Source organism: Thermoactinomyces vulgaris (genome assembly GCF_003688725.1).
Lineage (GTDB): Bacteria > Bacillota > Bacilli > Thermoactinomycetales > Thermoactinomycetaceae > Thermoactinomyces > Thermoactinomyces vulgaris.
The window spans coordinates 151,374-174,537 of record NZ_REFP01000009.1; the positions used below are offsets into that span (position 1 = coordinate 151,374).

28 protein-coding genes are annotated in these 23,164 nt (G+C 49.3%); 24 read left to right on the plus strand and 4 right to left on the minus strand.

Annotated elements, in window-relative coordinates:
- The first annotated feature begins 40 nt into the window (after window positions 1-40).
- On the plus strand, window positions 41-544 hold the full coding sequence (locus ATH33_RS07975; protein WP_037995769.1) for a GNAT family N-acetyltransferase: 504 nt from the start codon (window positions 41-43) through the stop codon (window positions 542-544).
- Window positions 545-588: 44 nt separating this feature from the next.
- Here ATH33_RS07975 and ATH33_RS07980 read toward each other — a convergent pair whose 3' ends face one another.
- A complete protein-coding gene (locus tag ATH33_RS07980) occupies window positions 589-1,515 on the minus strand; it encodes a ketopantoate reductase family protein (RefSeq protein WP_037995767.1) in 927 nt (308 codons plus the stop codon).
- An 88-nt stretch (window positions 1,516-1,603) separates the two neighbouring features.
- Window positions 1,604-2,509, minus strand: a complete 906-nt coding sequence (locus tag ATH33_RS07985) for a PIG-L deacetylase family protein (RefSeq protein ID WP_062843224.1) — start codon at window positions 2,507-2,509, stop codon at window positions 1,604-1,606.
- Between the two features lie 260 nt (window positions 2,510-2,769).
- On the opposite strand from ATH33_RS07985, the gene ATH33_RS07990 reads away from it, so the two are divergent.
- The 10 genes from ATH33_RS07990 (at window position 2,770) to ATH33_RS08035 (ending at window position 10,905) form a co-directional block, all read left to right on the plus strand.
- The gene (locus ATH33_RS07990; protein ID WP_037995764.1) at window positions 2,770-3,132 is read left to right on the plus strand and encodes a response regulator; all 363 of its coding nucleotides are present in this window, start codon (window positions 2,770-2,772) and stop codon (window positions 3,130-3,132) included.
- A 23-nt stretch (window positions 3,133-3,155) separates the two neighbouring features.
- Window positions 3,156-3,548: a 3-aminobutyryl-CoA ammonia lyase gene (kal, locus tag ATH33_RS07995; protein ID WP_037995761.1), complete on the plus strand. Its 393-nt coding sequence runs from the start codon at window positions 3,156-3,158 to the stop codon at window positions 3,546-3,548.
- A 14-nt stretch (window positions 3,549-3,562) separates the two neighbouring features.
- Window positions 3,563-4,387 (plus strand): 3-keto-5-aminohexanoate cleavage enzyme, encoded by an 825-nt coding sequence (gene kce, locus ATH33_RS08000; RefSeq protein WP_037995817.1) that lies wholly within the window; start codon window positions 3,563-3,565, stop codon window positions 4,385-4,387.
- Between the two features lie 87 nt (window positions 4,388-4,474).
- Window positions 4,475-5,329, plus strand: coding sequence for a class II fructose-1,6-bisphosphate aldolase (locus ATH33_RS08005; RefSeq protein WP_037995760.1), 855 nt, complete (start codon window positions 4,475-4,477; stop codon window positions 5,327-5,329).
- A 34-nt stretch (window positions 5,330-5,363) separates the two neighbouring features.
- On the plus strand, window positions 5,364-6,011 hold the full coding sequence (gene fsa, locus ATH33_RS08010) for a fructose-6-phosphate aldolase (RefSeq protein WP_037995757.1): 648 nt from the start codon (window positions 5,364-5,366) through the stop codon (window positions 6,009-6,011).
- A gap of 321 nt (window positions 6,012-6,332) precedes the next feature.
- Complete coding sequence (glpX, locus tag ATH33_RS08015; RefSeq protein ID WP_037995754.1) at window positions 6,333-7,295, plus strand: class II fructose-bisphosphatase; 963 nt, start codon at window positions 6,333-6,335, stop codon at window positions 7,293-7,295.
- Between the two features lie 72 nt (window positions 7,296-7,367).
- Window positions 7,368-8,639 carry a transcription termination factor Rho gene (gene rho / locus ATH33_RS08020; RefSeq protein WP_037995753.1) on the plus strand — a complete coding sequence of 424 codons (1,272 nt, stop codon included), beginning with the start codon at window positions 7,368-7,370 and terminating at the stop codon, window positions 8,637-8,639.
- Window positions 8,640-8,731: 92 nt separating this feature from the next.
- Window positions 8,732-9,718 carry a M23 family metallopeptidase gene (locus ATH33_RS08025; RefSeq protein WP_052186705.1) on the plus strand — a complete coding sequence of 329 codons (987 nt, stop codon included), beginning with the start codon at window positions 8,732-8,734 and terminating at the stop codon, window positions 9,716-9,718.
- A gap of 189 nt (window positions 9,719-9,907) precedes the next feature.
- Window positions 9,908-10,108 carry a 50S ribosomal protein L31 gene (rpmE, locus tag ATH33_RS08030; protein WP_037995751.1) on the plus strand — a complete coding sequence of 67 codons (201 nt, stop codon included), beginning with the start codon at window positions 9,908-9,910 and terminating at the stop codon, window positions 10,106-10,108.
- Between the two features lie 182 nt (window positions 10,109-10,290).
- Complete coding sequence (locus tag ATH33_RS08035) at window positions 10,291-10,905, plus strand: thymidine kinase (protein WP_037995750.1); 615 nt, start codon at window positions 10,291-10,293, stop codon at window positions 10,903-10,905.
- Window positions 10,906-10,930: 25 nt separating this feature from the next.
- Here ATH33_RS08035 and ATH33_RS08040 read toward each other — a convergent pair whose 3' ends face one another.
- Window positions 10,931-11,956 (minus strand): CPBP family intramembrane glutamic endopeptidase, encoded by a 1,026-nt coding sequence (locus ATH33_RS08040; RefSeq protein ID WP_037995747.1) that lies wholly within the window; start codon window positions 11,954-11,956, stop codon window positions 10,931-10,933.
- Window positions 11,957-12,153: 197 nt separating this feature from the next.
- Between ATH33_RS08040 and prfA the strand changes: the two genes are divergently transcribed.
- The 5 genes from prfA (at window position 12,154) to ATH33_RS08065 (ending at window position 16,538) form a co-directional block, all read left to right on the plus strand.
- On the plus strand, window positions 12,154-13,233 hold the full coding sequence (prfA, locus tag ATH33_RS08045; protein ID WP_121874270.1) for a peptide chain release factor 1: 1,080 nt from the start codon (window positions 12,154-12,156) through the stop codon (window positions 13,231-13,233).
- A 17-nt stretch (window positions 13,234-13,250) separates the two neighbouring features.
- Window positions 13,251-14,147: a peptide chain release factor N(5)-glutamine methyltransferase gene (gene prmC / locus ATH33_RS08050; protein WP_049720716.1), complete on the plus strand. Its 897-nt coding sequence runs from the start codon at window positions 13,251-13,253 to the stop codon at window positions 14,145-14,147.
- Between the two features lie 59 nt (window positions 14,148-14,206).
- Complete coding sequence (gene spoIIR / locus ATH33_RS08055) at window positions 14,207-14,875, plus strand: stage II sporulation protein R (protein WP_062843225.1); 669 nt, start codon at window positions 14,207-14,209, stop codon at window positions 14,873-14,875.
- 73 nt (window positions 14,876-14,948) lie between these two features.
- The gene (locus ATH33_RS08060; RefSeq protein ID WP_037995837.1) at window positions 14,949-15,422 is read left to right on the plus strand and encodes a GNAT family N-acetyltransferase; all 474 of its coding nucleotides are present in this window, start codon (window positions 14,949-14,951) and stop codon (window positions 15,420-15,422) included.
- A gap of 48 nt (window positions 15,423-15,470) precedes the next feature.
- A complete protein-coding gene (locus ATH33_RS08065) occupies window positions 15,471-16,538 on the plus strand; it encodes an L-threonylcarbamoyladenylate synthase (RefSeq protein WP_037995834.1) in 1,068 nt (355 codons plus the stop codon).
- 58 nt (window positions 16,539-16,596) lie between these two features.
- Here ATH33_RS08065 and ATH33_RS08070 read toward each other — a convergent pair whose 3' ends face one another.
- On the minus strand, window positions 16,597-17,745 hold the full coding sequence (locus tag ATH33_RS08070) for a metallophosphoesterase (protein WP_037995833.1): 1,149 nt from the start codon (window positions 17,743-17,745) through the stop codon (window positions 16,597-16,599).
- A gap of 139 nt (window positions 17,746-17,884) precedes the next feature.
- Between ATH33_RS08070 and ATH33_RS08075 the strand changes: the two genes are divergently transcribed.
- The 8 genes from ATH33_RS08075 (at window position 17,885) to ATH33_RS13970 (ending at window position 23,152) form a co-directional block, all read left to right on the plus strand.
- Entirely contained in the window at window positions 17,885-18,445 is a 561-nt protein-coding gene (locus ATH33_RS08075) for a manganese efflux pump MntP (protein ID WP_037995831.1), read from the plus strand.
- Between the two features lie 137 nt (window positions 18,446-18,582).
- Window positions 18,583-19,227 (plus strand): low molecular weight protein arginine phosphatase, encoded by a 645-nt coding sequence (locus ATH33_RS08080; RefSeq protein ID WP_037995841.1) that lies wholly within the window; start codon window positions 18,583-18,585, stop codon window positions 19,225-19,227.
- Window positions 19,228-19,286: 59 nt separating this feature from the next.
- On the plus strand, window positions 19,287-19,730 hold the full coding sequence (rpiB, locus tag ATH33_RS08085; protein ID WP_037995829.1) for a ribose 5-phosphate isomerase B: 444 nt from the start codon (window positions 19,287-19,289) through the stop codon (window positions 19,728-19,730).
- Complete coding sequence (locus tag ATH33_RS08090; protein ID WP_037995827.1) at window positions 19,727-20,272, plus strand: TIGR01440 family protein; 546 nt, start codon at window positions 19,727-19,729, stop codon at window positions 20,270-20,272. Before rpiB ends, ATH33_RS08090 begins: the two co-directional genes overlap by 4 nt.
- Before the next feature lie 70 nt (window positions 20,273-20,342).
- A complete protein-coding gene (locus ATH33_RS08095; protein WP_062843226.1) occupies window positions 20,343-21,584 on the plus strand; it encodes a serine hydroxymethyltransferase in 1,242 nt (413 codons plus the stop codon).
- Between the two features lie 132 nt (window positions 21,585-21,716).
- A complete protein-coding gene (gene upp / locus ATH33_RS08100) occupies window positions 21,717-22,346 on the plus strand; it encodes a uracil phosphoribosyltransferase (RefSeq protein ID WP_037996622.1) in 630 nt (209 codons plus the stop codon).
- A 212-nt stretch (window positions 22,347-22,558) separates the two neighbouring features.
- Window positions 22,559-22,768 (plus strand): AtpZ/AtpI family protein, encoded by a 210-nt coding sequence (locus ATH33_RS08105; RefSeq protein ID WP_037996624.1) that lies wholly within the window; start codon window positions 22,559-22,561, stop codon window positions 22,766-22,768.
- Between the two features lie 6 nt (window positions 22,769-22,774).
- Window positions 22,775-23,152: an ATP synthase subunit I gene (locus ATH33_RS13970; RefSeq protein ID WP_037996626.1), complete on the plus strand. Its 378-nt coding sequence runs from the start codon at window positions 22,775-22,777 to the stop codon at window positions 23,150-23,152.
- Window positions 23,153-23,164 lie beyond the last annotated feature (12 nt).

The following is a 23,164-nucleotide window of genomic DNA, read 5'->3' on the forward strand; positions in this document are numbered from 1 at the left end:
GATTTTTTTGCGCAAATTAGTGACAACAGGAGGGACAGAAATGGAATTTGCAAAATCCGTACCATCACAAACCGATGAAGTTTTCCAAGTATACAAAGAAGCCACCAAAATCATGAATGCCAATAATATTTATCAGTGGTCTGAAAATTATCCGGTACGGGAGGATATTGAAAAGGATATCCAAAGCGGAAATTTATATGTGCTGATGAACGAAGGGGAAATCGTTGCTTGTGTTGTGTTGGATCAACATCAGGAACCGGAGTATGATCACATACCGTGGGAAGATTCATCCGGGCGGTTTTTAGTTGTTCACCGGCTTTGTGTGAACCCAAAGTACCAAGGAAAAGGAATTTCGCGCACTTTGCTGGCGGAAATCGAACGATTTGCCAAAAAAGAAGGGTATGCCAGCATCCGGCTGGATACCCAGATGATCAATGAAAAGGCCATGTATTTGTATGAATCTTGCGGTTACGAGAAAAGAGGAAAATTTTATTTTCCCCGTCATGATGAGCCGTATATGGCTTTTGAAAAACGGGTGACTTAGAAACAAGCAGGACAGCAGGTTTCACGAGGTGGAGCCTGCTTTTTCTATTGACTGGATTTCTCAAGTTCTTGCTGATAAATCGACAACCTGCTGTAGACCGCTTTTATGAGCGGCAGACGGGCATCTCCGGGTGCCATTTTGAGCAAGGCCCCGTGGAAATGGTCGGATTCCACCGGCTTTCCTTTTTCCATGTCCCTCAACATGGAAGATTTCATGCTTGGGGAAAGGGATTCCATGTTGTGGAGGATTTTTCCGGCCAGGGTGGTCGGGATTTCCGGTTCCTGATGATGGGCAACCGAGACAATCTCCTCCAGCAGCTGTTGGTACATTTCTTTTCCGTAAGGTGCGGAAAGGATCGGACCGATACTGCTGTTCATCAGGCAGGTCATTCCGCTCATGGCGCTGATGAAAATATATTTTTGCCACATTTCAATCCGGATTTTTTGGCTGTATCTCGCGTCAAAACCGGCACCATCGAACAACGCTTGGATGTCAAGGATCCGTTTTGTCACATCTCCGTTTAATTCGCCGTAAACGATTTCATGTTGCGGGCTGTATTGTTCAATCTCCCCTTTGTCATTCAAGGTGGATTCAATAAAGCATAATCCGCCCAGAATCTTTTCAGCGCCGAATTCGTTTTGTAACTGCTGAATGTGAATGATCCCGTTTAACAGGGGGAGAATGGTGGTGTTTTCCCCGACATACGGCTTCAAATCATTGAGAGTCTTCGTTAAGTGATAAGCTTTAACCGAGAGGATGATCAGGTCAAAAGCGGGGGCCGGTTGTCCGGCGGTCAGGGTTTTCACTTTTAATTCGGCATTGCCGTTGACGCTTTTGATCACCAACCCGTTCTGCTCCAATTGCTCTTGTCTTTTCTTTCGCACCAGGAAGGTGACATCTTCTCCTTTTTCAACAAGCCTTCCTCCGAAATATCCGCCTACCGCACCGGCGCCAACCATCAAAACGCGCATCGTATTCCTCCTTTTGTCAAACAAAGGTCCTCTTGTAAAGCTATTGTAACAAAGGACCGGGCGAGGAACCCAGACCTTTGTCTGCCGATTAATAATGATATGTATTTTGGTTATTTTTCATTAATTGCAGAAACTGGCTTTTGACACTGTGATAGCCGATTTGGTACCATCCGTTTTTCGGATCCCACTTGCCGTATACTTGGACGGCACGCTTGATTTTATTTGCATCCTGCGGAACCAGCAGTTTCATTGTATATTCTTTTTGTGTGGGTTTGTATTTTGTGAACCGTGTTTTGTAAATGGAAAGAAAATATAAAGTTTTTTCGCCCTGGATTTTGCCTTCTTTCTCAAATTCGCTCAGGACTTTTCCCAGCATCCTGTGATCCGGATGGTAATCCTCGATGCTCATCGTCCGGAAGTGGGCGTCCGGAAAACGTTGCAAAAGCTCGTCCACAATTTCGCGAATCTCTTGTTCCTGTTCTTCAAACCGGTCGTTTTCAAGATCATAGACATGGACGTGATCTTCAGGAATCCCCAAAAGCTTGGCAGACTCTTTGAATTCCCGGACCCGGGCTTCCCCCAGATCGTCCACGGTGAGATAGAGATCCTGGTAGTGTTCTTTTTCCGGATCATGATATCGCTTGTGCAGAGGGCAATAAACCGGCGTTTTAAAGAGGAAGGGCTCTTGGTCGGAGTCTTTGAATCCGTTGATCAAAAAGCGGGCGCGGGAGTGGCCGCCGGGACTCATCAAAACCAAATGCACATCATAGCGCAAGCGGATGTGGTTGACGATGTCGACACCCATGGACAACAATTCATCATCGGCATGAGGGACCAAATACACCACTTGCGGCTGGTGAGACAGGTCGGATCCGTCCCCGCTTAACGCATGCAGTTCTTGATCCTCCAGAGCGGATACTTTGTGAAAAATGAAAAAAGCGGAGAATAAAAGGACGGCCAGCCCTGTGATGATGGGAAACCATTTCCGTTTCATGAATGTCTGCACCTACTTTGTCCAAATAAAACTCTTTTGCAATGAATTTATTATACGATGAAAAGAGTCCCTCTTTTATAAGCTCATTTTAAAATTTAAAGGAATTTTCGTGGGAGAAGGGGGTGTCGCATTTTTCGCCAAGAAGCAGGAAATAAGTGAAGGAATCGATAAATATTAGTCATAAATCCCTTTTGATGTTCGAAGATGCAAAATGGAAGCGGGGTTTGCAGGGACGGATCTGAGAGGAGGCAAGAGGTGAAATGGATAAAAAAATACTTGTGGTGGATGATCAATACGGAATCCGACTTTTGCTTCAGGAAGTGTTCTCCAAGGAAAATGTACATATTTTTCAAGCTTCCAACGGAAAACAGGCACTTGAAATCATACAAGCGGAAAAGCCGGACCTCATATTATTGGATATGAAGATGCCGGGAATGGATGGTTTGGAACTGTTAAGGCGTTTGCGGAAGTTTAACACCGAATCGAAGGTGATTATGATGACGGCTTACGGCGAATTGGATATGGTTGCCGAAGCCAGCCGACTCGGGGCGCTCACCCATTTTACCAAGCCGTTTGACATTGAAGAGCTGCGTACGGAAGTGTTAAAGCAACTGGCATCATAATGAGAATAAAGGGGATCATCAGGATGGAAGCAAAAATTCGCTTGCGGATGAGTCAGTCGGATGCACATTACGGGGGCAATCTGGTGGATGGAGCCCGGGTGATGTCTTTGTTCGGGGATGCCGCGACGGAACTGTTGATACGCCATGATGGCGACGAAGGGTTGTTTGTGGCTTATGACCAAGTGGAATTTTTGGCTCCTGTTCATGCCGGCGATTTTATCGAAGTGACCGGACGGATCGTCAAAGTGGGAAACACGAGCCGGAAAATGACCTTTGAAGCGGTCAAGGTCATTGAAGGCGGCATTGACCCCGCTTGCCCGTCCCGTGCCCGGGTGCTCAAGGAGCCGGTGGTGGTTGCCAGAGCTTCCGGAACTTGTGTGGTTCCGAAAAAGAACCGGACCGGATCATCGGTTTGAAGGAGGGAGCCGGTTTGCAAAAGCTGATCATTACGGCGGCGTTGGTGGGGGCGGAAGTGATGAAAGAGGACACCCCCCATCTTCCGGTTACGGCGGATGAAATTGCCGCTCAAGCCGAAGAAGTGAGAGAGGCGGGCGCATCGGTTGTCCATCTTCATGTCCGTGACGAAAACGGCCGTCCCAGCCAAGATCGTTCGCTTTATCAGGAAGTGATCGAAAAAATTCAAAAACGGACCGATCTCATTGTGCAAGTTTCCACGGGCGGGGCGGTGGGGATGTCTCCGGATGAGAGGTTGCAGCCCCTTTCTTTGCGTCCGGAGATGGCCACGTTGACAACGGGAACCGTCAATTTCGGTCGGGAAGTGTTCATGAATTCTCCCGCGCATCTCACCCGATTTGCGGAAGAATTTGAACGGTACGGGGTCCGGCCTGAATTTGAAATCTTTGATGTGGGAATGATAGCTAATGCCTTGAAGCTTGTGAAAGAAGGCTATTTTACCGGTCATCTTCATTTTGATTTCGTGATGGGGGTTCCCGGTGCGATTCCGGCCACGGCGGAAAACCTGCTCCATTTGATCCGCCAGTTGCCGGAAGGGGCGACCTGGACGGTGGCGGGAATCGGGAGGCACCAATTGCCCATGGCTGCACTCGGCGTGATTTTGGGAGGGCATGTACGCGTCGGTTTGGAAGACAACATTTATTACCGGAAAGGGGAACTGGCAACCAATGTCCGGCTGGTCGAGCGCGTGGTCCGGATTGCCGGGGAACTGGAGCGGAAGGTGGCAACCCCGGATGACGCCAGACAAATATTGCATTTAACAAAGAGTCGGTTTTATTAAGGAAGTGCATCTCTTTCTACCCAATCCTCCGATCAAGTGTTATAATGTCAAAATGATGATTTTTTGAACTGAAGGAGGCTACATATCATGCCACTTGTATCGATGAATGCCTTTTTGCCGCAAGCCAAAAAAGAAGGTTTTGCTGTCGGGCAATTTAATGTAAACAACCTGGAATTCGTGCAAGCCATTATCGAAGCCGGGAAAGAAGAACGTTCCCCGCTCATTTTCGGAGCCAGTGAAGGTGCCATCCGCTACATGGGGTTGAACAACGTGGTGGCATTGGCCAAAGCCGCTGCGGAAGAAGCTGATGTACCCGTCGCCCTTCATCTGGACCACGGAAGCAGCTTTGAAGTGGTGATGAAATGTATCCGGGCCGGATTTTCTTCGGTGATGTTCGACGGTTCCCATTATCCGTTTGAAGAAAACATCCGCCTGACCAAAAAAGTGGTCGAAGCTGCCCATGCCGTGGGGGTATCTGTGGAAGGAGAATTGGGAACCATTGGTGGTGTGGAAGACGATTTGAACGTTTCCGAAGAAGATGCCGCATTGGCGGATCCGGAGCAAGCCATCCGCTTCTGGGAAGAAACCAAAGTGGACGCGATGGCGATTGCGGTGGGAACGGCTCATGGCATGTATAAAGGAGAGCCGAAAATCCGCTACGACATCATTGAAAAAGTTGCCAGCCAAATTGAAGCTCCGATTGTTCTGCACGGCGGTTCTGGCGTGCCGGACGAATCCATCCAAAAAGCCGTTTCCCTGGGTGTCGGAAAAATTAATGTGAATACGGAAAACCAAGTTGCCATGGTGAAAGTGGTTCGTGAGTTGCTGGATAAAAACCCGGATATGATCGATCCGCGCAAATACCTCGGGCCGGCCCGCGAAGCCATCAAAGAAACCGTTAAAGCAAAAATGCGTTTGTTTGGAAGCTCCGGCAAAGCGTAAGCGATTGAACAATTATGGTTAGAAGGTGGTTGCGATGAAATTTTTTTTAGATACGGCCATTGTTGATGAAATTCGCCAGGTTCATGAATGGGGACTGTTGTCCGGGGTAACCACCAATCCCAGCCTCATTGCCAAATCAGGACGGGATTTTGAAGAAGTGCTCAAAGAAATCACGGAGATCGTGGACGGTTCGGTCAGCGCGGAGGTCCTCAGCCGTGACGCGCAAGGGATGATTGAAGAAGGAGAGCGTCTCGCTTCGATTTCGGACCAGGTGACGATTAAAGTCCCGATGACCGTAGAAGGATTAAAAGCCGTCAATCATTTTGCCAAAAAAGGGATCCATACCAACGTCACTTTGATTTTTTCCGCCAACCAGGCCTTGATGGCTGCCCGGGCCGGAGCCACCTATGTCAGCCCCTTTATCGGCCGTCTGGATGATATCAGCCAGGACGGAATGCAATTGATCCGGCAAGTGGCTGAGATTTTCCGGATTCACGACATTTCCTCACAAATCATTGCGGCCAGCATCCGTCATCCGGTGCATGTGACGCAAGCGGCCCTGAACGGGGCACATATTGCCACCTTGCCGTATAAGGTGTTGGAACAAATGGTTCGTCACCCATTGACGGATCAAGGGATTGAAAAGTTTGAGGCCGATTGGGAAAAAGTGAAACAATCTTGATCGCAGACGGGTTTGGCCGGGAAGGAATCTCCCGGCCGGACTCCCCTTTTAACCGGTACATTCCTATTTTTGGGATTTTTCACTCTACTGTTTTTGATAGTCATGATTTATAAATATCTTCGTCGTTCCCTCGCATTTTCTGTGCACAACCACTTTGTGTTCTCGTGATTTTCTTCACCGAAAAGGCGTTTCCTCCATCGAGATATCAAAAAATTGATCCATCCCCGTACAATCGTGTAACATATATCATAAATATGTTACTCTGATTGGGAGTTTTGTTGTCATTTTGATGTTTATTTTAAACAGGTGAGGGGATCGATCATGGAAAGAAGTTTAACGATGGAACTGGTGCGTGTGACCGAGGCGGCCGCTATTGCTTCCGCACGGTGGATGGGCTGCGGCAAGAAAGACGAAGCGGATGAAGCGGCAACAGAAGCGATGCGCAAAGTGTTTGACACGATTCCGATGCGCGGGACGGTTGTCATCGGCGAGGGAGAAATGGATGAGGCCCCGATGCTATACATTGGAGAAAAAGTGGGCTTGGGTTATCTCCCGGAAGTGGATGTGGCGGTGGACCCGCTTGAGGGCACCAATATTGTCGCTAAAGGTTTGTGGAATGCGCTGTCGGTGGTGGCGATTTCCGACAGCGGCGGATTGTTGCATGCCCCCGACATGTATATGGATAAAATTGCCGTGGGGCCGCAAGCCGTTGGACAAGTTGATATTGATGCGCCGGTGGAGGATAATTTGAAGGCGGTTGCCAAAGCAACCGGCAAGGATGTCGAAGATTTGGTGGCGGTGGTGCTTGACCGCCCGCGACATGCGAAACTGATCGAGGATATCCGCAAAGCGGGGGCGCGGATCAAGTTGATTCCGGACGGGGACGTGGCTGCGGCGATTCATACCGGATTTCCCGACACCGGGGTGGATATTTTGTTCGGGGCCGGCGGTGCTCCGGAAGGGGTTTTGTCTGCCGTTGCATTAAAATGCTTGGGCGGGGAAATCCAAGGCCGGCTGTTGCCGGAAAATGAGGAGCAATATAACCGCTGTGTTCAAATGGGGATCAGTGATCCGGGCAAAGTCTTGCGAATGGAAGATTTGGTCAAGGGGGATGATGCGATTTTTGCAGCGACTGGGGTGACGGACGGCGAATTGTTGAAAGGCGTCCGTTACAAAGGAAACCTGGCCAAAACCCATTCGTTGGTGATGCGTGCAAAAACCGGAACCATCCGTTTCATGGACGGAACGCATAAACTTGAGAAAAAACCAAATCTTATTTTATAATTTTCTCCTCTTCCTCTTTCTGATCCGGAAAGAGGAAGAGAATTTCAATAGAATCGTGTGGTGATGCGACACATGGAGCTCACGTTAAGTGATTTGGAAAATCGCCGCTTGGTGGATTTGTATAAGCTGGCGAAAGAATATCAAATTCCGTACTATTCACAGATGAAAAAGAAAGAATTGATTTTTGCGATTTTAAAAGCCAAGGCGGAAAAAGACGGATATATGTTTATGGAGGGTGTGCTGGACATCCTTTCCGAGGGATACGGTTTTTTAAGGCCGATTAATTTCCTTCCGTCCTCCGAGGATATTTACATCTCCGCTTCACAAATCCGCCGCTTTGATTTGCGGTCCGGAGATCTGGTGTCCGGTAAAGTCCGGCCTCCGAAAGAAAATGAGCGTTATTTTGGATTGCTTCATGTAGAAGCAGTCAATGGCGAAGACCCCGACATTGCTGCGGAAAGGCTCCACTTTGCTGCGCTTACTCCTCTTTACCCGCAGAAACGTCTCTTTTTGGAAACCACCCCAGATCGGATTTCAACGCGGATGATGGATTTGATCGCCCCGGTCGGTTTGGGACAGCGCGGTTTGATCGTCGCTCAGCCCAAAGCCGGCAAAACGATGCTGTTAAAAGAAATTGCCAATAGTATTACCACCAATCACCCGGATATCGAATTGTTCGTCCTGTTGATTGACGAACGGCCCGAAGAAGTGACGGACATGCAGCGGTCCGTGGATGCGGAAGTGGTGAGTTCCACTTTTGATGAGTTGCCGGAAAACCATGTTAAAGTGGCGGAGCTGGTTTTGGAAAGAGCCCAACGTCTGGTGGAACACAAAAAAGATGTGGTCATTTTGCTGGATAGTATTACACGCTTGGCACGGGCCTATAACCTGGTGATTCCCCCGAGCGGACGGACTTTGTCCGGCGGAATCGATCCGGCTGCTTTGCACCGGCCGAAAAGATTTTTCGGTGCCGCTCGCAACGTGGAAGAAGGCGGCAGCTTGACCATTTTGGCGACGGCGCTGGTGGATACCGGGTCGCGGATGGATGATGTGATTTATGAGGAATTTAAGGGAACGGGGAACATGGAACTTCATTTGGACCGCCGTCTGGCCGAGCGCAGAATTTTCCCGGCCATTGACATCCGCCGCTCCGGAACGCGCCGTGAGGAATTGTTGCTCAGCAAGACCGAACTGGAAAAGTTGTGGATGATTCGCAAGTCATTGAATGATTCTTCTGATTATACAGAAGCTATGGTGAAACGGTTGAAAAACACCGAGTCGAATGAGGAATTCCTCGCTTCGATCGAGTTCAAGTCCCATCGCACCAAGACATCGGTCTCTTAACGCCGGCTTGTTGTCATATTAAAGAAATTCCTCACATAAAGATAAAACCGGGTGAACTTCACCCCATCCATTATCTTCTGTGAGGTGCTAAAATGTCTTCAAAACGTGCCTTATTGGCTTCTTCCTTAGCCATCTGTTCAACATCGGCTTCATGGATGATGGGGACGGATAAGCATCCGGTTTATGCCCGGGAATTGGCCGATGGAGCTGATCCGGAACCGGAGAAGGAGCAGATTGCACAGGAAGCAATGTACCAATTTTTAAGCCCCATTTCTCAGGTTGCCGAGGGGAATTTGGCTGCCACGGTGGAGACAAAGCCTCTCACTTATCGTGTGCAAAAGGGGGATACGCTGTCACAGATCGGCCGATTGTTCGGAATCCCTCATCAAGAGCTGGTCCGGTTCAACCGGTTGGAAAACCCGGACTTGTTATACATTGGTCAGGAGATCAAAATTCCTTTGGCGAAAAAATGGGTTCGCTTGGAGTCCGGGGATACCTTGTCGGCTTTGGCCGAGACGTACCATACATCCCGTGAACTGTTGCTTTATTTGAACCCGAAGCTGAAGGAGGCCCCGCTCACGTATGCCGGGCAACTCATTGCCGTTCCCGAGAAATGGAGGGAAAGCATTCCGGGGTCATGGCCGAAAAAAGCGGATGCGAACAAAAAGAAAAAGAATACGATCCGGTTGGCAGACCGTGAAGGGGCTTATGTGTTCCGGTGGCCGGTCAATGGGCAGATCACCAGCAATTTCGGCTGGCGAAACGGCCGTCAGCATAAAGGGATTGATATTTGGAACGCAAAGAAAGCCAAAGCTGAAATTTGTGCATCGTTAAGCGGAGTCGTGATCCAGGCGGGTTATTCCGGATCTTACGGAAATCTTGTGGTCATTGACCATGGCGGCGGATGGGTCACTTATTATGCACATCTCAGCCAAATTTTGGTCAGCAAAGGCCAGGAGATTGAAACAGGGAACGTTTTGGGGATGATGGGACAGACCGGTCGTGCCACGGGTTATCATTTGCATTTTGAGGTTCGCAAAAACGGGAAAGCGATTAATCCCTTGCGGGTTTTAAAATAACTTGCTCTCATATTGGTTTATTTTTATGGAAGGGCACACTCTCCTGAAACCGGAGAGTGTGCCTTTTTAAACGGCCGGTTGCGACGGGGGCTGGTCTCTTTTCTTGCTTTCTCATCATCAAACGTGCTATAATACACCAGTGGTTCTAAATGTACGTATGGAAGCGGCATTAGGAAAGAGGTGAGACGAATGAAACAAGGAATTCATCCGGAATACAAATTGACCAAAGTCACCTGTGCGTGTGGAAATACATTTGAAACCGGATCGACCGTTGAAAACTTGAGGGTGGATATTTGCTCAGAATGTCATCCGTTTTTCACCGGGAAACAAAAAATGGTCAGTGCAGGTGGGCGTATCGATCGCTTCAAAAAGAAATACAACCTCAAATAATATCCTGGCAAGTCAGGCAAGCAGAAAATCGGGCTTGCCTTTTTATTTTTCATTCAGCAAACTTGAGACTGTGTATGTTAAAATAAAGAGAGTTTGCTTGGGCATCCAGAAGGGCTGGGTGCTTTTTCTTTGTGTAAAGAAATGGATTGAGCATCAATTTTTCGGGAGTTGGAGGAACAACAATGAGAGATATTCATCCATTAAGTGGTGATCACAGCGGCTGGATTGAAGTGATTTGCGGCGGGATGTTTTCCGGAAAAAGCGAAGAGTTGATCCGCCGGATCCGCCGTGCCAAAATTGCCAGGCAGAAAGTGGCCGCCTTTAAACCGGCCATTGATGACCGCTACCATCAAGAAGCGATCGCATCACACAATGGTTTGATGGCGGATGCCCGTCCGGTGAAAAGTGCAAGTGAAATTCCCGGATTGCTGGAAGAAAATGTGGATGTGGTGGCCATTGACGAGATTCAGTTTTTTGAACCCGAAATCGTCGATATTTGCCAGCAGTTGGCCGATCAGGGAAAACGGGTGATTTGTGCCGGATTGGATCAGGATTTTCGGGGAAAGCCGTTTGGCCCGACTCCGGTGTTGTTGGCTGTGGCGGAATATGTGACAAAATTGCAGGCCATTTGTGTAAAATGCGGAGGTCCGGCAAGCCGCACCCAGAGGCTGATCGATGGACGTCCGGCTGCCATTGATGATCCGGTGATCCAAGTCGGGGCCAAAGAACAATATGAAGCCCGTTGCCGGCACTGCCATGAGGTGTTGAGACAGAAAGAAGGGATTCTTGAAATATAAAAAACCCGCCGTTTGGAGACGGGGGTTAACTGCCCAACAGGCTCACGGAGATGTTATACGTCGCATGAATGATCATACATACGGTGGTGTTATAACGGATCCGTGCCCAACCCAGTACCAAGGCAAGCAACAGAACAACAAGGGAATTGAAACTGAATCCGTAGTTAGCGTGGACCAATGTAAACAACAGACTGGTGTAGACGAAGCCGAACCGCGGGAGCAATGCCCCCCGGAAAATCATTTCTTCTCCAAGAGCCGCTGCCAGTCCGATGGTTAAAATGCCGGGAATGGATGAGAGTAACGGTCCGAGCATTTTGTCCGTCAACTCATTGGCATGCACGTTCTCGGACCAATTCAGGGTCTCTGCCACCGATTGTGCGATGATCGGGGCCAAAAGCATGATCAGTCCGATACTAATGCCGGCTGCCGCCTGCTTGAGGGTGATTTTTTTCAATCCCAAGCGGTCCAAAGATTCCTTGAATGATCGTCTGGACAGCCATCCCACCCCGACCAGTCCCAAAATGCCGAACAGGATGTCTTGCGACCAGATGGAGGAAAGCGTTCCGGCTTCATCTCCGGGAACCGTCTGTTCATTGATCGATTCCAACCCGAAGCTCTGAGTGACAAAAAACTGAATAAAAACCAGCATGGAAAGGGATAAGGCGACGGCATGGACCTTGCTCCCGGGGTGAATGCGGAGAAAACGGGCACAAAACCGGCGTACGGGCGGCAACAAAACCGACATGGCGATCAAGGACGGGATCCATAGTGACATACCGACGTTTTTAACCATGTTCACTGAATACGGATCGACATCGAAATTTTGTGTCCATGGCAAGAAAGCATGGCTGTAGAAAAAAAGCAAGAGACCGATGATGAAACTGGCAAGATAACCGATCCATACGATCAAGTAACACAGAAAACCCAAAATGTTTCCCTTTATATCGGAATCGGAGTATGTATTTTCGGAATGGTTTATCAGCCAAAATAAAACAATCAAAGGACCGATAAGCAACAGATTATTGATGATGTTAAAGATGACTTCGTTCATGATCGCTCTCCTTTTATATTTTTTAACCGGTCTTCTGCTTTTTTATCATACCATTCTTTCCAATCCATTTCCTTCGCTTTCTTTCAAGGCTTGTGGTAAAATCAATTGATGCCAATTCTTGATCAATCATCATACTTATATCTTATAGTTAGCCGATATGCATGGCAAAATGATCCGATTTTACGGGAGTGAGCACAGTGTTAGATCGTCTTGAGGCGATACATCAACGTTATGAAGAGTTAAGCCGCCTGCTTTGTGACCCGGAAGTGATCAATGATACCAAAAAGTTGCGTGAATACTCCAAGGAGCAGGCCGGGTTGGAAGAAAAAAATCAAGCCTATATTGAATATAAAGAGACGATTGAGCAATTGAATGATGCGAAATCGATGTTGGAAGATAAACTGGACGAAGAAATGCGTGAATTGGTGAAAGCCGAAATCGACGAACTGAGCCGCCGGAAAGAGGAGCTGGAGGAAAGGATCAAAGTCCTGTTGCTGCCCAAAGACCCGAATGACGAGAAAAGCGTGATCGTGGAAGTGCGCGGGGCGGCAGGAGGAGAAGAAGCTGCATTGTTTGCCGCGGATTTGTACCGCATGTATACGCGTTTTGCAGAAAGACAAGGATGGAAAGTGGAAGTCCTGGAGGCAAACACCACCGGGCTCGGCGGATTTAAAGAAGTGGTTTTCTCTGTGGATGGCAACGGGGCTTACAGCAAATTGAAGTATGAGAACGGGGCACACCGGGTACAACGGGTGCCGGAGACGGAGTCCGGCGGACGGATTCACACGTCAACGGCCACGGTTGCCGTTTTGCCGGAGGCCGAGGAAGTGGAAGTGGAGATTCATGATAAAGACATTCGCATCGACACTTTCTGCTCCAGCGGCCCCGGGGGGCAAAGCGTCAACACGACCCAGTCTGCCGTACGCGTTACCCATCTTCCGACGGGGATTGTTGTTTCCTGTCAGGATGAAAAATCACAAAACAGCAACAAAGAGAAAGCGATGAGGGTGCTTCGTGCCCGCTTGTTTGACTTGAAGCAGGAAGAAGAAATGGAAAAAATGGCAAACGCCCGAAGAATGGCCGTGGGATCCGGTGACCGAAGCGAACGGATCCGGACTTACAATTTTCCGCAAAGCCGGGTAACGGATCATCGCATCGGACTGACGTTGCACAAATTGGATCTGATTCTGAACGGAGAACTGGAAGAGATTATCGATGCGCTCATTTTGCATGAGCAAACCGAGTTGTTGAAGGAGCAGGAAACAAAGACTTCCTGATTCAAAGGGTGAGTTTGATGAAAAATAAAACGATCCGGGAAGCCTGGCAAAAGGCTTCTTCTTTTTTACAGCAAAGCGGAACCGACTCTCCGCAGTTTGAAGCGGAATACATGATGCGCCGGCTTCTCGGGGTGGAGCGGGCAGCGTTTTTTGCGAAAATGGCCGATCCTTGGCCAAAGCGTCTGGAACCCAAATTCCGGGAATGGCTGAAACGACGTGGCGAGGGGGAACCGCTGCAATATATCGTGGGGGATCAGGAGTTTTTTGGGCGGGTTTTTGAGGTGAAGCCCGGGGTGTTGATTCCCAGACCGGAAACCGAATTGCTGGTGGAAGCTGTATTGCGGGAAGGGGAAAAGCTGTTTGCCGGCCGTCCGGTACATGTGGTCGATGTCGGGACGGGAAGCGGGGCGATTGCTGTCTCGTTGGCACTGGAACATCCCCACTGGCAGGTCACCGCGATTGACATTTCAGAACAAGCATTGTCGGTGGCAAGGCAAAATGCCCGGAAATTCGGGGTGAAAGAGCGGATCCGGTGGGTTTTGGGAAGTTATTTAAAGCCGCTTGAAAAGGAGCATCCCCCCATCGACATTTTGGTTTCCAATCCGCCGTATATACGTTCCGGGGAGATTGCAAGCCTTGACAAAACCGTTTCTTGTTATGAGCCCCGCCTTGCATTGGACGGGGGAGCGGACGGCCTTGAACCGTACCGTCGGATCACCCGGCAACTTTCCGGTTGGCCAAAAAGCCCGCGGCTGGTTGCTTTTGAAATTGGCGCCGACCAAGGCGAAGAGGTTTGCGGGCTGGTTCGCCAAATGCCGCGCATCACCCGCGTGGAAGTGAGAAAAGATCTGGCGGGAAGAGACCGGATGGTTTTGGGATGGTTTCAGGACGGAGAATCAATTCTGAAAAAATAAGATTAAGTTTTCTCCTCTCTGTCCATACTGTGGGTAGGGATAAAGAGGAGGAATGGGCAATGCGTAAATGGACTTATTTCATTCTTGGTATCATCGTGCTTTCCGGAGGAATCTTTTTTTACCAACGGGTTTGGGAGGATACGACCCAAACGCAAATGGCGTCATCTTCGAACCGGATCCCGGATCAGGCCATCCGCCTCAGAATTTTGGCCAACAGCGACCAGCCGGAAGATCAGTGGTTAAAACGAAAAGTCCGCGACGAAGTAATTCACGAAATGAATACATGGGTGACTCAGCCCCGTACGATTGAAGAAGCGAGAAAACTGGTGAAAGAGCACTTGCCCCGTTTTGAGGAAATTGCGCGGAAAACGGTCAGAGAACAGGGGTATGATTACGCGGTCCGGGTGGACTATGGAATGGTTCCGTTCCCGACCAAATTATACGGAGACAAGGTTTATCCCGCCGGAGATTATGAGGCGCTTCGCATCCAGATCGGAAGCGGCAAAGGGGAGAATTGGTGGTGCGTGTTGTTTCCTCCCCTGTGTTTTGTGGATATGAGCAACGGGGATGCCGTCAAGGCCAAATCGCCCGAATCGTTCTCCACTTCCATGACATCGGCGCAACCGGTTTATGCTTCGGAAGCGAAAGCACAAAAAGAAGAACAGGACAAGAAGCCCGAAGTACGGTTTTTTCTCTTGGACCAGGCAAAGAAGTGGATGAATGACTGACTCTTTGGTTCTATGAAACCTTTTTCTTTCATACCGCTAATATCAAAGAGTTTCAGCGGAATGGGGGAAAGGTATGTTTATCATCCGTCAAGCGGAGAAAAAAGATTTGTTTCAGATTCGCAAATTGCTCAAAGAAGTCGGATTAAATGACCGGGGGATCGAGGAGCACCTGGATCACTTTTTTATCGCCGAACTTCCCGGCGGAGGGGAAGGGGATGTTTCCCAAATGGTGGGCATCGTTGGCATGGAAGTGTATCCTCCGTACGGGTTGATCCGGTCTTTTGTTTTGGAGCGGGCTCCCTGGAACAGCAAAGTGGGAGTCCATATGATTCAAGTCATTCTTTCTTATGCCGAACAGATGGGGTTGTCCCGGATTTATTTGCTGGCCGGTCAATCCACGCATTTTTTCACCCGGCTCGGTTTTGTCAAGACCGGCGAAGAACATTTGCCGGAAGAGTTGCATCAATCCGCCCATTTGAAACAGTCGATCCACCGGGGGCAGCCGATGGTATACACCTGTGAGAATCCGACCTCGTTGCCGCATTGAGAAAATGTGTTATCATAAGTGGATAAAACGTGGAAAAGAAGGGAGCCAATGTTGAAAAAGACAGAACGGTTTCAACTGGATTGCGGGATGGAGGAAAAACAGCTCATTCATTCGGAAGCCATCAAACGGGCGGCGGCTTATTTGCGCCAGGGGAAACTGGTCGCTTTTCCCACGGAAACCGTCTATGGTTTGGGAGCGATTGCCACATCCCGCGACAGTGTTGCACAGATTTATGAAGCCAAAGGAAGGCCTTCGGACAATCCGTTAATTATTCATATCGGAAAAAAAGAGCAGCTGGCCAAATGGGTCCGCCGGTTTCCGGAGAATGCGCAAAAGCTGGCGGAAAAATTTTGGCCAGGCCCTCTGACGATGGTATTGCCCCACCGTGATAACCTGGCGGAAAACGTGACGGCAGGACTTTCGACGGTGGCGGTCCGGATGCCGGATCATCCGGTTGCGCTGGCCTTGTTAAACGAGGTGGACATTCCGGTGGCGGCTCCCAGTGCCAATCGTTCCGGGAAGCCCAGTCCCACGACGGCCGAGCATGTTTTAAATGATCTGGACGGAAGAATTGACGGAATCTTGGATGGAGGTCCGACCGGCATCGGGGTGGAATCCACCGTGGTCGACGTCAGCGGGGAAATCCCCGTGTTGCTCCGGCCGGGAGGAATCACTTTGGAACAGTTGCAAGAAACACTGGGGGAAGTTCGCGTGGACCCCGGATTGATGGACGCAAGCCAAACGCCCCGTTCACCCGGCATGAAATACCGGCATTACGCCCCGCAGGGAGAAATGTGGCTGGTCAAAGGGAATCCGGAAGCGGTGATTTTGTACATACAACAACAAGTCCAAGAGGCCGTCAAAAACGGAAAACGGGTCGGGGTTCTCACCACGGAAGAGAACCAAGGAAAGTATGATCGGGCGGATTGTGTGATTGCAGCCGGATCCCGCCGCCATCCGGCCAGCGTTGCCCGCCATTTGTATGGTGCATTGCGCCGTTTTGACGAACAAAAGGTGGATGTGATTTTTGCGGAAGCTTTTCCGGAACAAGGGTTGTATGCTTCCGTGATGAATCGCATGAAAAAAGCGGCCTCCGGCAACATGGTGGAAGTGTGAGCCAATAGGCCCTGAAACCAAAAAACAGCTGCAATCTTCTGCAGCTGTTTTTTTCAGTTTATGTAAAATTCATCGTGATTTCCACGACTTCCGGCCGGTTTCCGATCCGAAGAGGCGGTCCCCATGTGCCGAACCCGCAGGAGACGACGGAATAAAAACCGCCTTTTTGCAAAAGTCCCCAGTCATTCTCGTAGATCATGGCGGTGATCCAGTTTCCGGGGAAAATTTGTCCGTGGTGGGTATGCCCGGAAAGCATCAGGTCAATGCCGTTTTTTTGTGCCTGTTCCAGCTCGATCGGTTGGTGATCCAGAAGAATCAAGGGTTGGGAAGAATCGGTTCCTTTCATCAAAGATGCCAGATCTTTGCGTCCCGGTTCCCGGATCAAATGAGGGTCATCCCGGCCGATCAGGGTGAAACGGTTTGGGAATACAACCTTCTCGTCTTTTAAAACCTTTATGCCGGCTTGTTGCAACGCCTGCATCAGTTCGCTTCCCCGTTCGGCAAGATCGCGGTCATGGTTTCCGGGAACGGCATAGACGCCATACGGTGCCTTGATATTTCCCAACGCGGTGGCCAATTTCCGGTCTTCCCCCGGCGGAAGAGGACCGTTGGTGATGTCACCGGCCAACAAAACCAAATCCGGTTTGATTTGATGAATCATCTGTTGCAAGGTTTTCAGTCTGTCCGTATCGATGACGGGACCGTAATGGATGTCGGATACCATGGCAATCCGGAGTTGTTTCATTTCGCCGGCATCTTTGTTGACGTGGACGTTGTATTTTTTGACCACCGGATGTTGTGCATTCCAACTGCCGTAAGCCACGGGAACCGTTGCGAGGAGAAAAACTGCCGCAGCCAGGGAATAAGGAGTGAAATGATGATTTTTAAAGGCGGGAGGAATGAATTTGGCCAGGCGGTCGATGAAGCGGACCACATCGAGCATCAGGATCAGAAAGAACAAATATAAAACGATGATCATGGAGTGTCCTCCCCAGATGCCCAACCAGGAACCGATGCGCTCAGGCAAAAGGTTTTTTCCCAGTTCGGACAGCGGGAAAGGGACGATCAGTGCCAACAGCGCCGCGATAAAAAGGACTTTGCTTACGGGGGAATCCTTACGGATCAAATATTTCCAACCTTTGCGGCCGATGTAATAACCCATCAGGCCATACAGTGTCAAAAAAATCAAAATAACCAGACCCCACATATGGCTCTCTCCTCTTAATTGATTGAAATGGTCTGTAGATGATTTTACTACAGATTCCGGTGGCCATGGCAAGCTTGGTTCTTTTTTTCGGGATCCGGCATATGATGGAATGTGACAAGCAGGCTCAGGGGGGGAACCAATGGAGCTTACACTCATTCAATGGGGTCAAGTGATGACTTTATCCATGATTGCGGTAGCACTCGGCATGGATGCTTTTTCCATGGGAATCGGGCTGGGATTGAAGCGGATTTCCGGTTCGCAAATGACGTTGATCAGCCTGTCCGTCGGCCTTTTTCATATCATCATGCCTCTTTTGGGAATGGGAATCGGGCACTTTTTAAGTGCTTTGTTGAAAGATATTGCCGTCATGCTGGGAGGCATCATGCTTTGCTTGTTGGGGTTGAATATGCTGTACCAGGTCGTCAAAGGGGATGATTCGGAGGAACTTCAAGTTCAATCGTTCTGGCAAACATTGATGCTTTCACTGAGTGTAAGCATGGATTCCCTTTCGGCCGGATTGAGTCTCGGCTTTTTTTCGACAGACATGGTGCTCGCGGTTTTGTTGTTTGGTTTCGCCGGACTGACCATGGCGGGAACGGGACTGATGCTCGGACGAATTTTCGGGGGATGGATTGGCCGCTACGGGGAAGTGATCGGAGGGTTTATTTTGCTTTTTTTGGGAGGAAAATTTCTGTTTTGACCGCTGGCGGCAGGAACAGAGAAGATGTGGAAGCCGCCGGGGATTTAGTGGTATGTTTTTAAAAGAAAGGGGGAAAGGGTATATCATCCATCTGTTCAACGGATACTGAAGAACAGGTGAAAATTGAGGTGAACATCATGAAAAGGGTGTTGTTTGTTTGCACGGGGAATACCTGCCGGAGTCCCATGGCAGAAGGATTGTTCCGTGAAACGGCCAGGAAAAGGAACATCCCGGTCGAGGTGAAGTCCGCCGGAATTGCTGCCATCGACGGGGTGAGGCCGTCCATGCAGGCGGTGGAGGTATTAAAAGAAAAAGGCATCAACTGCAATCATCGTTCCCGTTTATTGAATCAGCAACTCGTCGAATGGTCTGATTTGATTTTGGCGATGACGGAAGCGCATAAACAATTCATCGCACAAAACTTCTTGCAAAGCAGAGAAAAAATATACACTTTGAAAGAGTATGCTTTGTGGGGAGAAGAATCTGAGCAAATCCATAAAAAGCTGGATCAATTGTATCTGGAAGCGGAAAGCATCCGGGCAAAAATTCAGGCCCAGTTTTCCGTCAAAGCGGACGAGCCTTGGCCGGACGAAGCAAAGGCCGCCCTGGAAAAAGCCCTGAAGCCGCTGAGGGAACAGGAACAACAATATCTGGAAGAGATGAATGGGACAATGGATATTGAAGATCCGGTCGGCGGCAGCGTGGAGCGGTACCGGGAATGCGCCGCGGAATTGAAAAAATACATTAACCGGATTTTAGACCGGTGGGAGCAAGAATCATGACCCGGCGGGAAGGATTGATGATGTTATACTAAGATGGATCCAAGGAGGGAGATGAAGGGATGAAGCTGATCATCGGATCCGATCACGGTGGCAGAAATTTGAAAGAAGAGATTAAAGGACTGCTTGAGGAAATGAACATTGCTTATGAGGACGCAGGTTGTGATTGCGACACATCGGTGGATTATCCCGATTATGCCAAACCGGTGGCCAAACGCGTCGCCGAAGGGGAATTTGACCGGGGAATTTTAATTTGCGGAACCGGCATCGGGATGTCGATTGCCGCCAATAAAATCAAGGGAATCCGTTGTGCGGTCGTCAGCGATGAATACTCGGCGCGGATGAGCCGTGAACACAACAATGCCAATGTCCTGGCATTGGGCGAACGGGTCGTGGGGCCCGACCTGGCCAAATCCATTGTCCGCACCTGGCTGAAGGCCGAGTTTCAGGGAGACCGTCATCAGCGCCGTTTGGATAAGATCGAGCAATTGGAAAATGAAGGATGATCATGATGAAAGAGGAAGTGAAAAGGGCCTTACGTGATTTATTGGCGGCGATGCCCTTGGATGCCGGACATGTTTTGGTTGTAGGTACGAGCACCAGCGAAGTGGCCGGGAAACGGATCGGTTCCGGCGGCAGTGAGGAAATTGCGCGCGAATTGTATGAAGGAATTTCGGAAATTCAAAAGCAAGCTGGCTTTCATCTGGCATTTCAATGCTGTGAACATTTGAACCGGGCATTGGTGGTTGAACGAAAAACCGCCGAACGTTTTGGTTGGCCGGAAGTGACGGTGGTTCCCGTGAACAATGCCGGCGGAGCCATGGCCGCATATGCGTACAGACACATGAAGCAACCGGTGGTGGTCGAACAGATTCAGGCCGATGCGGGCATTGATATCGGGGATACACTGATCGGCATGCATTTAAAGCCCGTGGCCGTTCCCGTACGCTCTCAGCAAAAGACGATCGGACAAGCACATGTCACGTTGGCCAAGACCCGCCCCAAACTAATCGGGGGAGAGCGGGCCGTTTATGCGTTGGAAAAGTAATCCGAGTCCAAAAAAGAGAACTTGTTTGATAAAATAGAGAAAATTACCGAACAGGACAAGGAGGCAAATCATGAAGCAATTAATCACCAGCGATCCGCAAGTGGCTGAAGCCATCCAACAGGAACTGGGGCGTCAACGGGATAAAATCGAGTTGATTGCTTCGGAAAACTTCGTATCCCCGGCTGTGATGGAAGCGATGGGGACGGTCTTGACGAATAAGTATGCCGAAGGCTATCCGGGAAAGAGATATTACGGCGGCTGTGAGTATGTGGATGTGGTGGAAGACTTGGCAAGGGACCGTGCCAAGGAATTGTTTGGTGCAGAACACGCCAATGTTCAGCCTCACTCCGGCGCCCAAGCGAATATGGCCGTCTATTTTGCCGTTTTGGAACCGGGAGACACGGTATTGGGCATGAATCTTGCCCATGGGGGCCATTTGACCCATGGAAGCCCGGTGAATTTCTCCGGAAAAATGTACAATTTTGTCGCCTATGGGGTGGATCGTGAATCCCACCGGATCGATTATGAAGAAGTTCGCAAAGTTGCCTTGGAACATAAGCCGAAGATGATTGTGGCGGGAGCCAGCGCCTATCCCCGGATCATCGATTTCAAGCGGTTTCGGGAAATTGCCGATGAAGTCGGTGCATATCTGATGGTGGACATGGCTCACATTGCCGGACTGGTGGCGACGGGACTTCATCCCAATCCGGTTCCTTATGCCGATTTTGTCACCACCACCACACATAAGACGTTGCGCGGACCGCGGGGCGGCATGATCTTGTGCAAAGAAAAATATGCAAAGCAAATTGACAAATCCGTCTTCCCGGGGGTTCAAGGAGGACCGCTGATGCATGTGATCGCGGCCAAAGCCGTGGCGCTCGGGGAAGCCTTGACCGATGAATTTAAAACCTATACCCAAAACATTGTCGACAATGCCAAAAAGTTGGCGGAATCTTTGAAAGAGGAAGGGTTTAACCTGATTTCAGGCGGAACGGATAACCATCTGATCCTGATGGATGTCCGCAACTTCAACCTGACCGGCAAAAAAGCGGAACATCTGCTGGATGAAGTGGGGATCACGACCAATAAAAACGCGATTCCTTTTGATCCGGAAAAACCGTTTGTCACCAGCGGAGTCCGTATTGGCACGGCCGCTGTGACCAGCCGCGGCATGGACGGAAAAGCCATGGAGGAAATCGCGCAAATCATCGGATTGACTTTGAAAAATCCGGAAGACGAAAATGCACGGGAGGAAGCCAAAAAACGGGTGGCCCGGCTGACGGAAACGTATCCCTTGTATCCACAACTTTAACGGATTCATATGCCCGATCCGAGAGGGTCGGGTTTTTGGCAATAAGAAACATATATAAAAAAGTTGTGTACACAGGGTGAATTATGGTTATAATCAGTTGGATAAAAAATAGATGAGAAAGAGGTGAAGCAAGTGGGTCGTGTACATGTATTAGATCACCCGCTCATTCAACATAAGCTGACGTATATCCGGGACAAAAACACCGGCACGAAAGAGTTTCGCGAACTGGTGGACGAAGTCGCCGCTTTAATGGCTTATGAAATTACGAGAGACATGCCTTTGCGTGAAGTGGAAGTGGAAACGCCGCTGGCCAGGGCCAAATGTCAAGTGTTGGCCGGAAAAAAACTGGGCCTCGTTCCGATTTTGCGTGCGGGACTCGGCATGGTGGACGGAATTTTGAAATTGATCCCTGCCGCAAAGGTGGGGCATTTGGGAATGTACCGGGATCCGGAAACCTTAGAAGCGGTGAAATATTATTCCAAAATGCCTCCGGATATCGGAGAACGGGAATTGATTGTGATCGATCCCATGCTGGCAACGGGCGGGTCGGCCGCAGCGGGAATTTCCGTGCTGAAAGAAATGGGGGCCAAACAAATCAAACTGATGTGTTTGATTGCTGCTCAAGCCGGTATTGACCGCGTGCAAAAAGAACACGATGATGTGGATATTTATGTCGCGGCAGTCGATCCGGTTCTGAATGAAAAAAGTTATATCATTCCGGGACTGGGAGATGCAGGAGATCGACTCTTCGGTACAAAATAATTTTGAAAAAACCCGGTGTTTCAAGCGGAGTTTTTTAAATTGCGACAATTTGTTCATAAGTGTTTTTGAGAAAACGTTGACAAAAGATAGAACGCTTCGTTACTATAGGCAGGGGGAAGGATGGAAAACTGAGAAAACTTCACTCTTGTCAATCCGGCTCCCTACGGCGAAACTTCCCCTTTGAAAATGCCAAATGTTACGGGGGTTTTAAATTGAACGGAAATGCATGGCGGTTGTTTGCCGTGATCAGTTCCATGGGAATGGAAATCGTTCTTTTGACCTTGGGGGGAGCTTGGTTAGGGAAAAAACTGGATACGGTTTGGGGAACCCGGCCGTATCTTTTGATGGCTGGAGTGTTGCTGGGATTGGGAGTGGGTTTTTTCAGTGCCATTTACACCCTGAAAGCATTGTTAAAGGAATGAACCCTCATGGATACCGTGAAGACCATTCGGAAGCGAGTGGTATCCCTCACAACCGGACTCCTCACTCTGTTATTGATCATTTGGTTTATGACTCCGCACCAACGCATTGTTGCAGGCGTTTTCCTGGGTTTATGTGTAAGTTTGTACAATGTCTTAAACTTGTTGTGGAAAATAAAAATAGGTAGGGAAAGTGCCTTTCATGCAAAACCAAGATTTCGGGGAGTTGGAATGATTCATCGTTATCTCATGGTTGCCCTCGCTGTCATGATTGCTGTCAGATTTCCGGAATGGATTGAAGTCAAGGCAATTGTCGCAGGGTTACCAGTTTGCTATATATTGTTTTATTGCACTCAGTTTATCCAAGTGATTCGCTCTTCATCTTAAAGAGAAAGGAGT

What these genes read in the sequence shown, in the direction of transcription:
- ATH33_RS07975 (WP_037995769.1), top strand. Translation starts at nt 41, where the DNA reads ATGGAATTTGCAAAATCCGTACCATCACAAACCGATGAAGTTTTCCAA.
- ATH33_RS07980 (WP_037995767.1), bottom strand. Translation starts at nt 1,515, where the DNA reads ATGCGCGTTTTGATGGTTGGCGCCGGTGCGGTAGGCGGATATTTCGGA.
- ATH33_RS07985 (WP_062843224.1), bottom strand. Translation starts at nt 2,509, where the DNA reads ATGAAACGGAAATGGTTTCCCATCATCACAGGGCTGGCCGTCCTTTTA.
- ATH33_RS07990 (WP_037995764.1), top strand. Translation starts at nt 2,770, where the DNA reads ATGGATAAAAAAATACTTGTGGTGGATGATCAATACGGAATCCGACTT.
- kal (WP_037995761.1), top strand. Translation starts at nt 3,156, where the DNA reads ATGGAAGCAAAAATTCGCTTGCGGATGAGTCAGTCGGATGCACATTAC.
- ATH33_RS08005 (WP_037995760.1), top strand. Translation starts at nt 4,475, where the DNA reads ATGCCACTTGTATCGATGAATGCCTTTTTGCCGCAAGCCAAAAAAGAA.
- fsa (WP_037995757.1), top strand. Translation starts at nt 5,364, where the DNA reads ATGAAATTTTTTTTAGATACGGCCATTGTTGATGAAATTCGCCAGGTT.
- glpX (WP_037995754.1), top strand. Translation starts at nt 6,333, where the DNA reads ATGGAAAGAAGTTTAACGATGGAACTGGTGCGTGTGACCGAGGCGGCC.
- rho (WP_037995753.1), top strand. Translation starts at nt 7,368, where the DNA reads ATGGAGCTCACGTTAAGTGATTTGGAAAATCGCCGCTTGGTGGATTTG.
- ATH33_RS08025 (WP_052186705.1), top strand. Translation starts at nt 8,732, where the DNA reads ATGTCTTCAAAACGTGCCTTATTGGCTTCTTCCTTAGCCATCTGTTCA.
- rpmE (WP_037995751.1), top strand. Translation starts at nt 9,908, where the DNA reads ATGAAACAAGGAATTCATCCGGAATACAAATTGACCAAAGTCACCTGT.
- ATH33_RS08035 (WP_037995750.1), top strand. Translation starts at nt 10,291, where the DNA reads ATGAGAGATATTCATCCATTAAGTGGTGATCACAGCGGCTGGATTGAA.
- ATH33_RS08040 (WP_037995747.1), bottom strand. Translation starts at nt 11,956, where the DNA reads ATGAACGAAGTCATCTTTAACATCATCAATAATCTGTTGCTTATCGGT.
- prmC (WP_049720716.1), top strand. Translation starts at nt 13,251, where the DNA reads ATGAAAAATAAAACGATCCGGGAAGCCTGGCAAAAGGCTTCTTCTTTT.
- spoIIR (WP_062843225.1), top strand. Translation starts at nt 14,207, where the DNA reads ATGCGTAAATGGACTTATTTCATTCTTGGTATCATCGTGCTTTCCGGA.
- ATH33_RS08060 (WP_037995837.1), top strand. Translation starts at nt 14,949, where the DNA reads ATGTTTATCATCCGTCAAGCGGAGAAAAAAGATTTGTTTCAGATTCGC.
- ATH33_RS08065 (WP_037995834.1), top strand. Translation starts at nt 15,471, where the DNA reads ATGTTGAAAAAGACAGAACGGTTTCAACTGGATTGCGGGATGGAGGAA.
- ATH33_RS08070 (WP_037995833.1), bottom strand. Translation starts at nt 17,745, where the DNA reads ATGTGGGGTCTGGTTATTTTGATTTTTTTGACACTGTATGGCCTGATG.
- ATH33_RS08075 (WP_037995831.1), top strand. Translation starts at nt 17,885, where the DNA reads ATGGAGCTTACACTCATTCAATGGGGTCAAGTGATGACTTTATCCATG.
- ATH33_RS08080 (WP_037995841.1), top strand. Translation starts at nt 18,583, where the DNA reads ATGAAAAGGGTGTTGTTTGTTTGCACGGGGAATACCTGCCGGAGTCCC.
- rpiB (WP_037995829.1), top strand. Translation starts at nt 19,287, where the DNA reads ATGAAGCTGATCATCGGATCCGATCACGGTGGCAGAAATTTGAAAGAA.
- ATH33_RS08090 (WP_037995827.1), top strand. Translation starts at nt 19,727, where the DNA reads ATGATCATGATGAAAGAGGAAGTGAAAAGGGCCTTACGTGATTTATTG.
- ATH33_RS08095 (WP_062843226.1), top strand. Translation starts at nt 20,343, where the DNA reads ATGAAGCAATTAATCACCAGCGATCCGCAAGTGGCTGAAGCCATCCAA.
- ATH33_RS13970 (WP_037996626.1), top strand. Translation starts at nt 22,775, where the DNA reads ATGGATACCGTGAAGACCATTCGGAAGCGAGTGGTATCCCTCACAACC.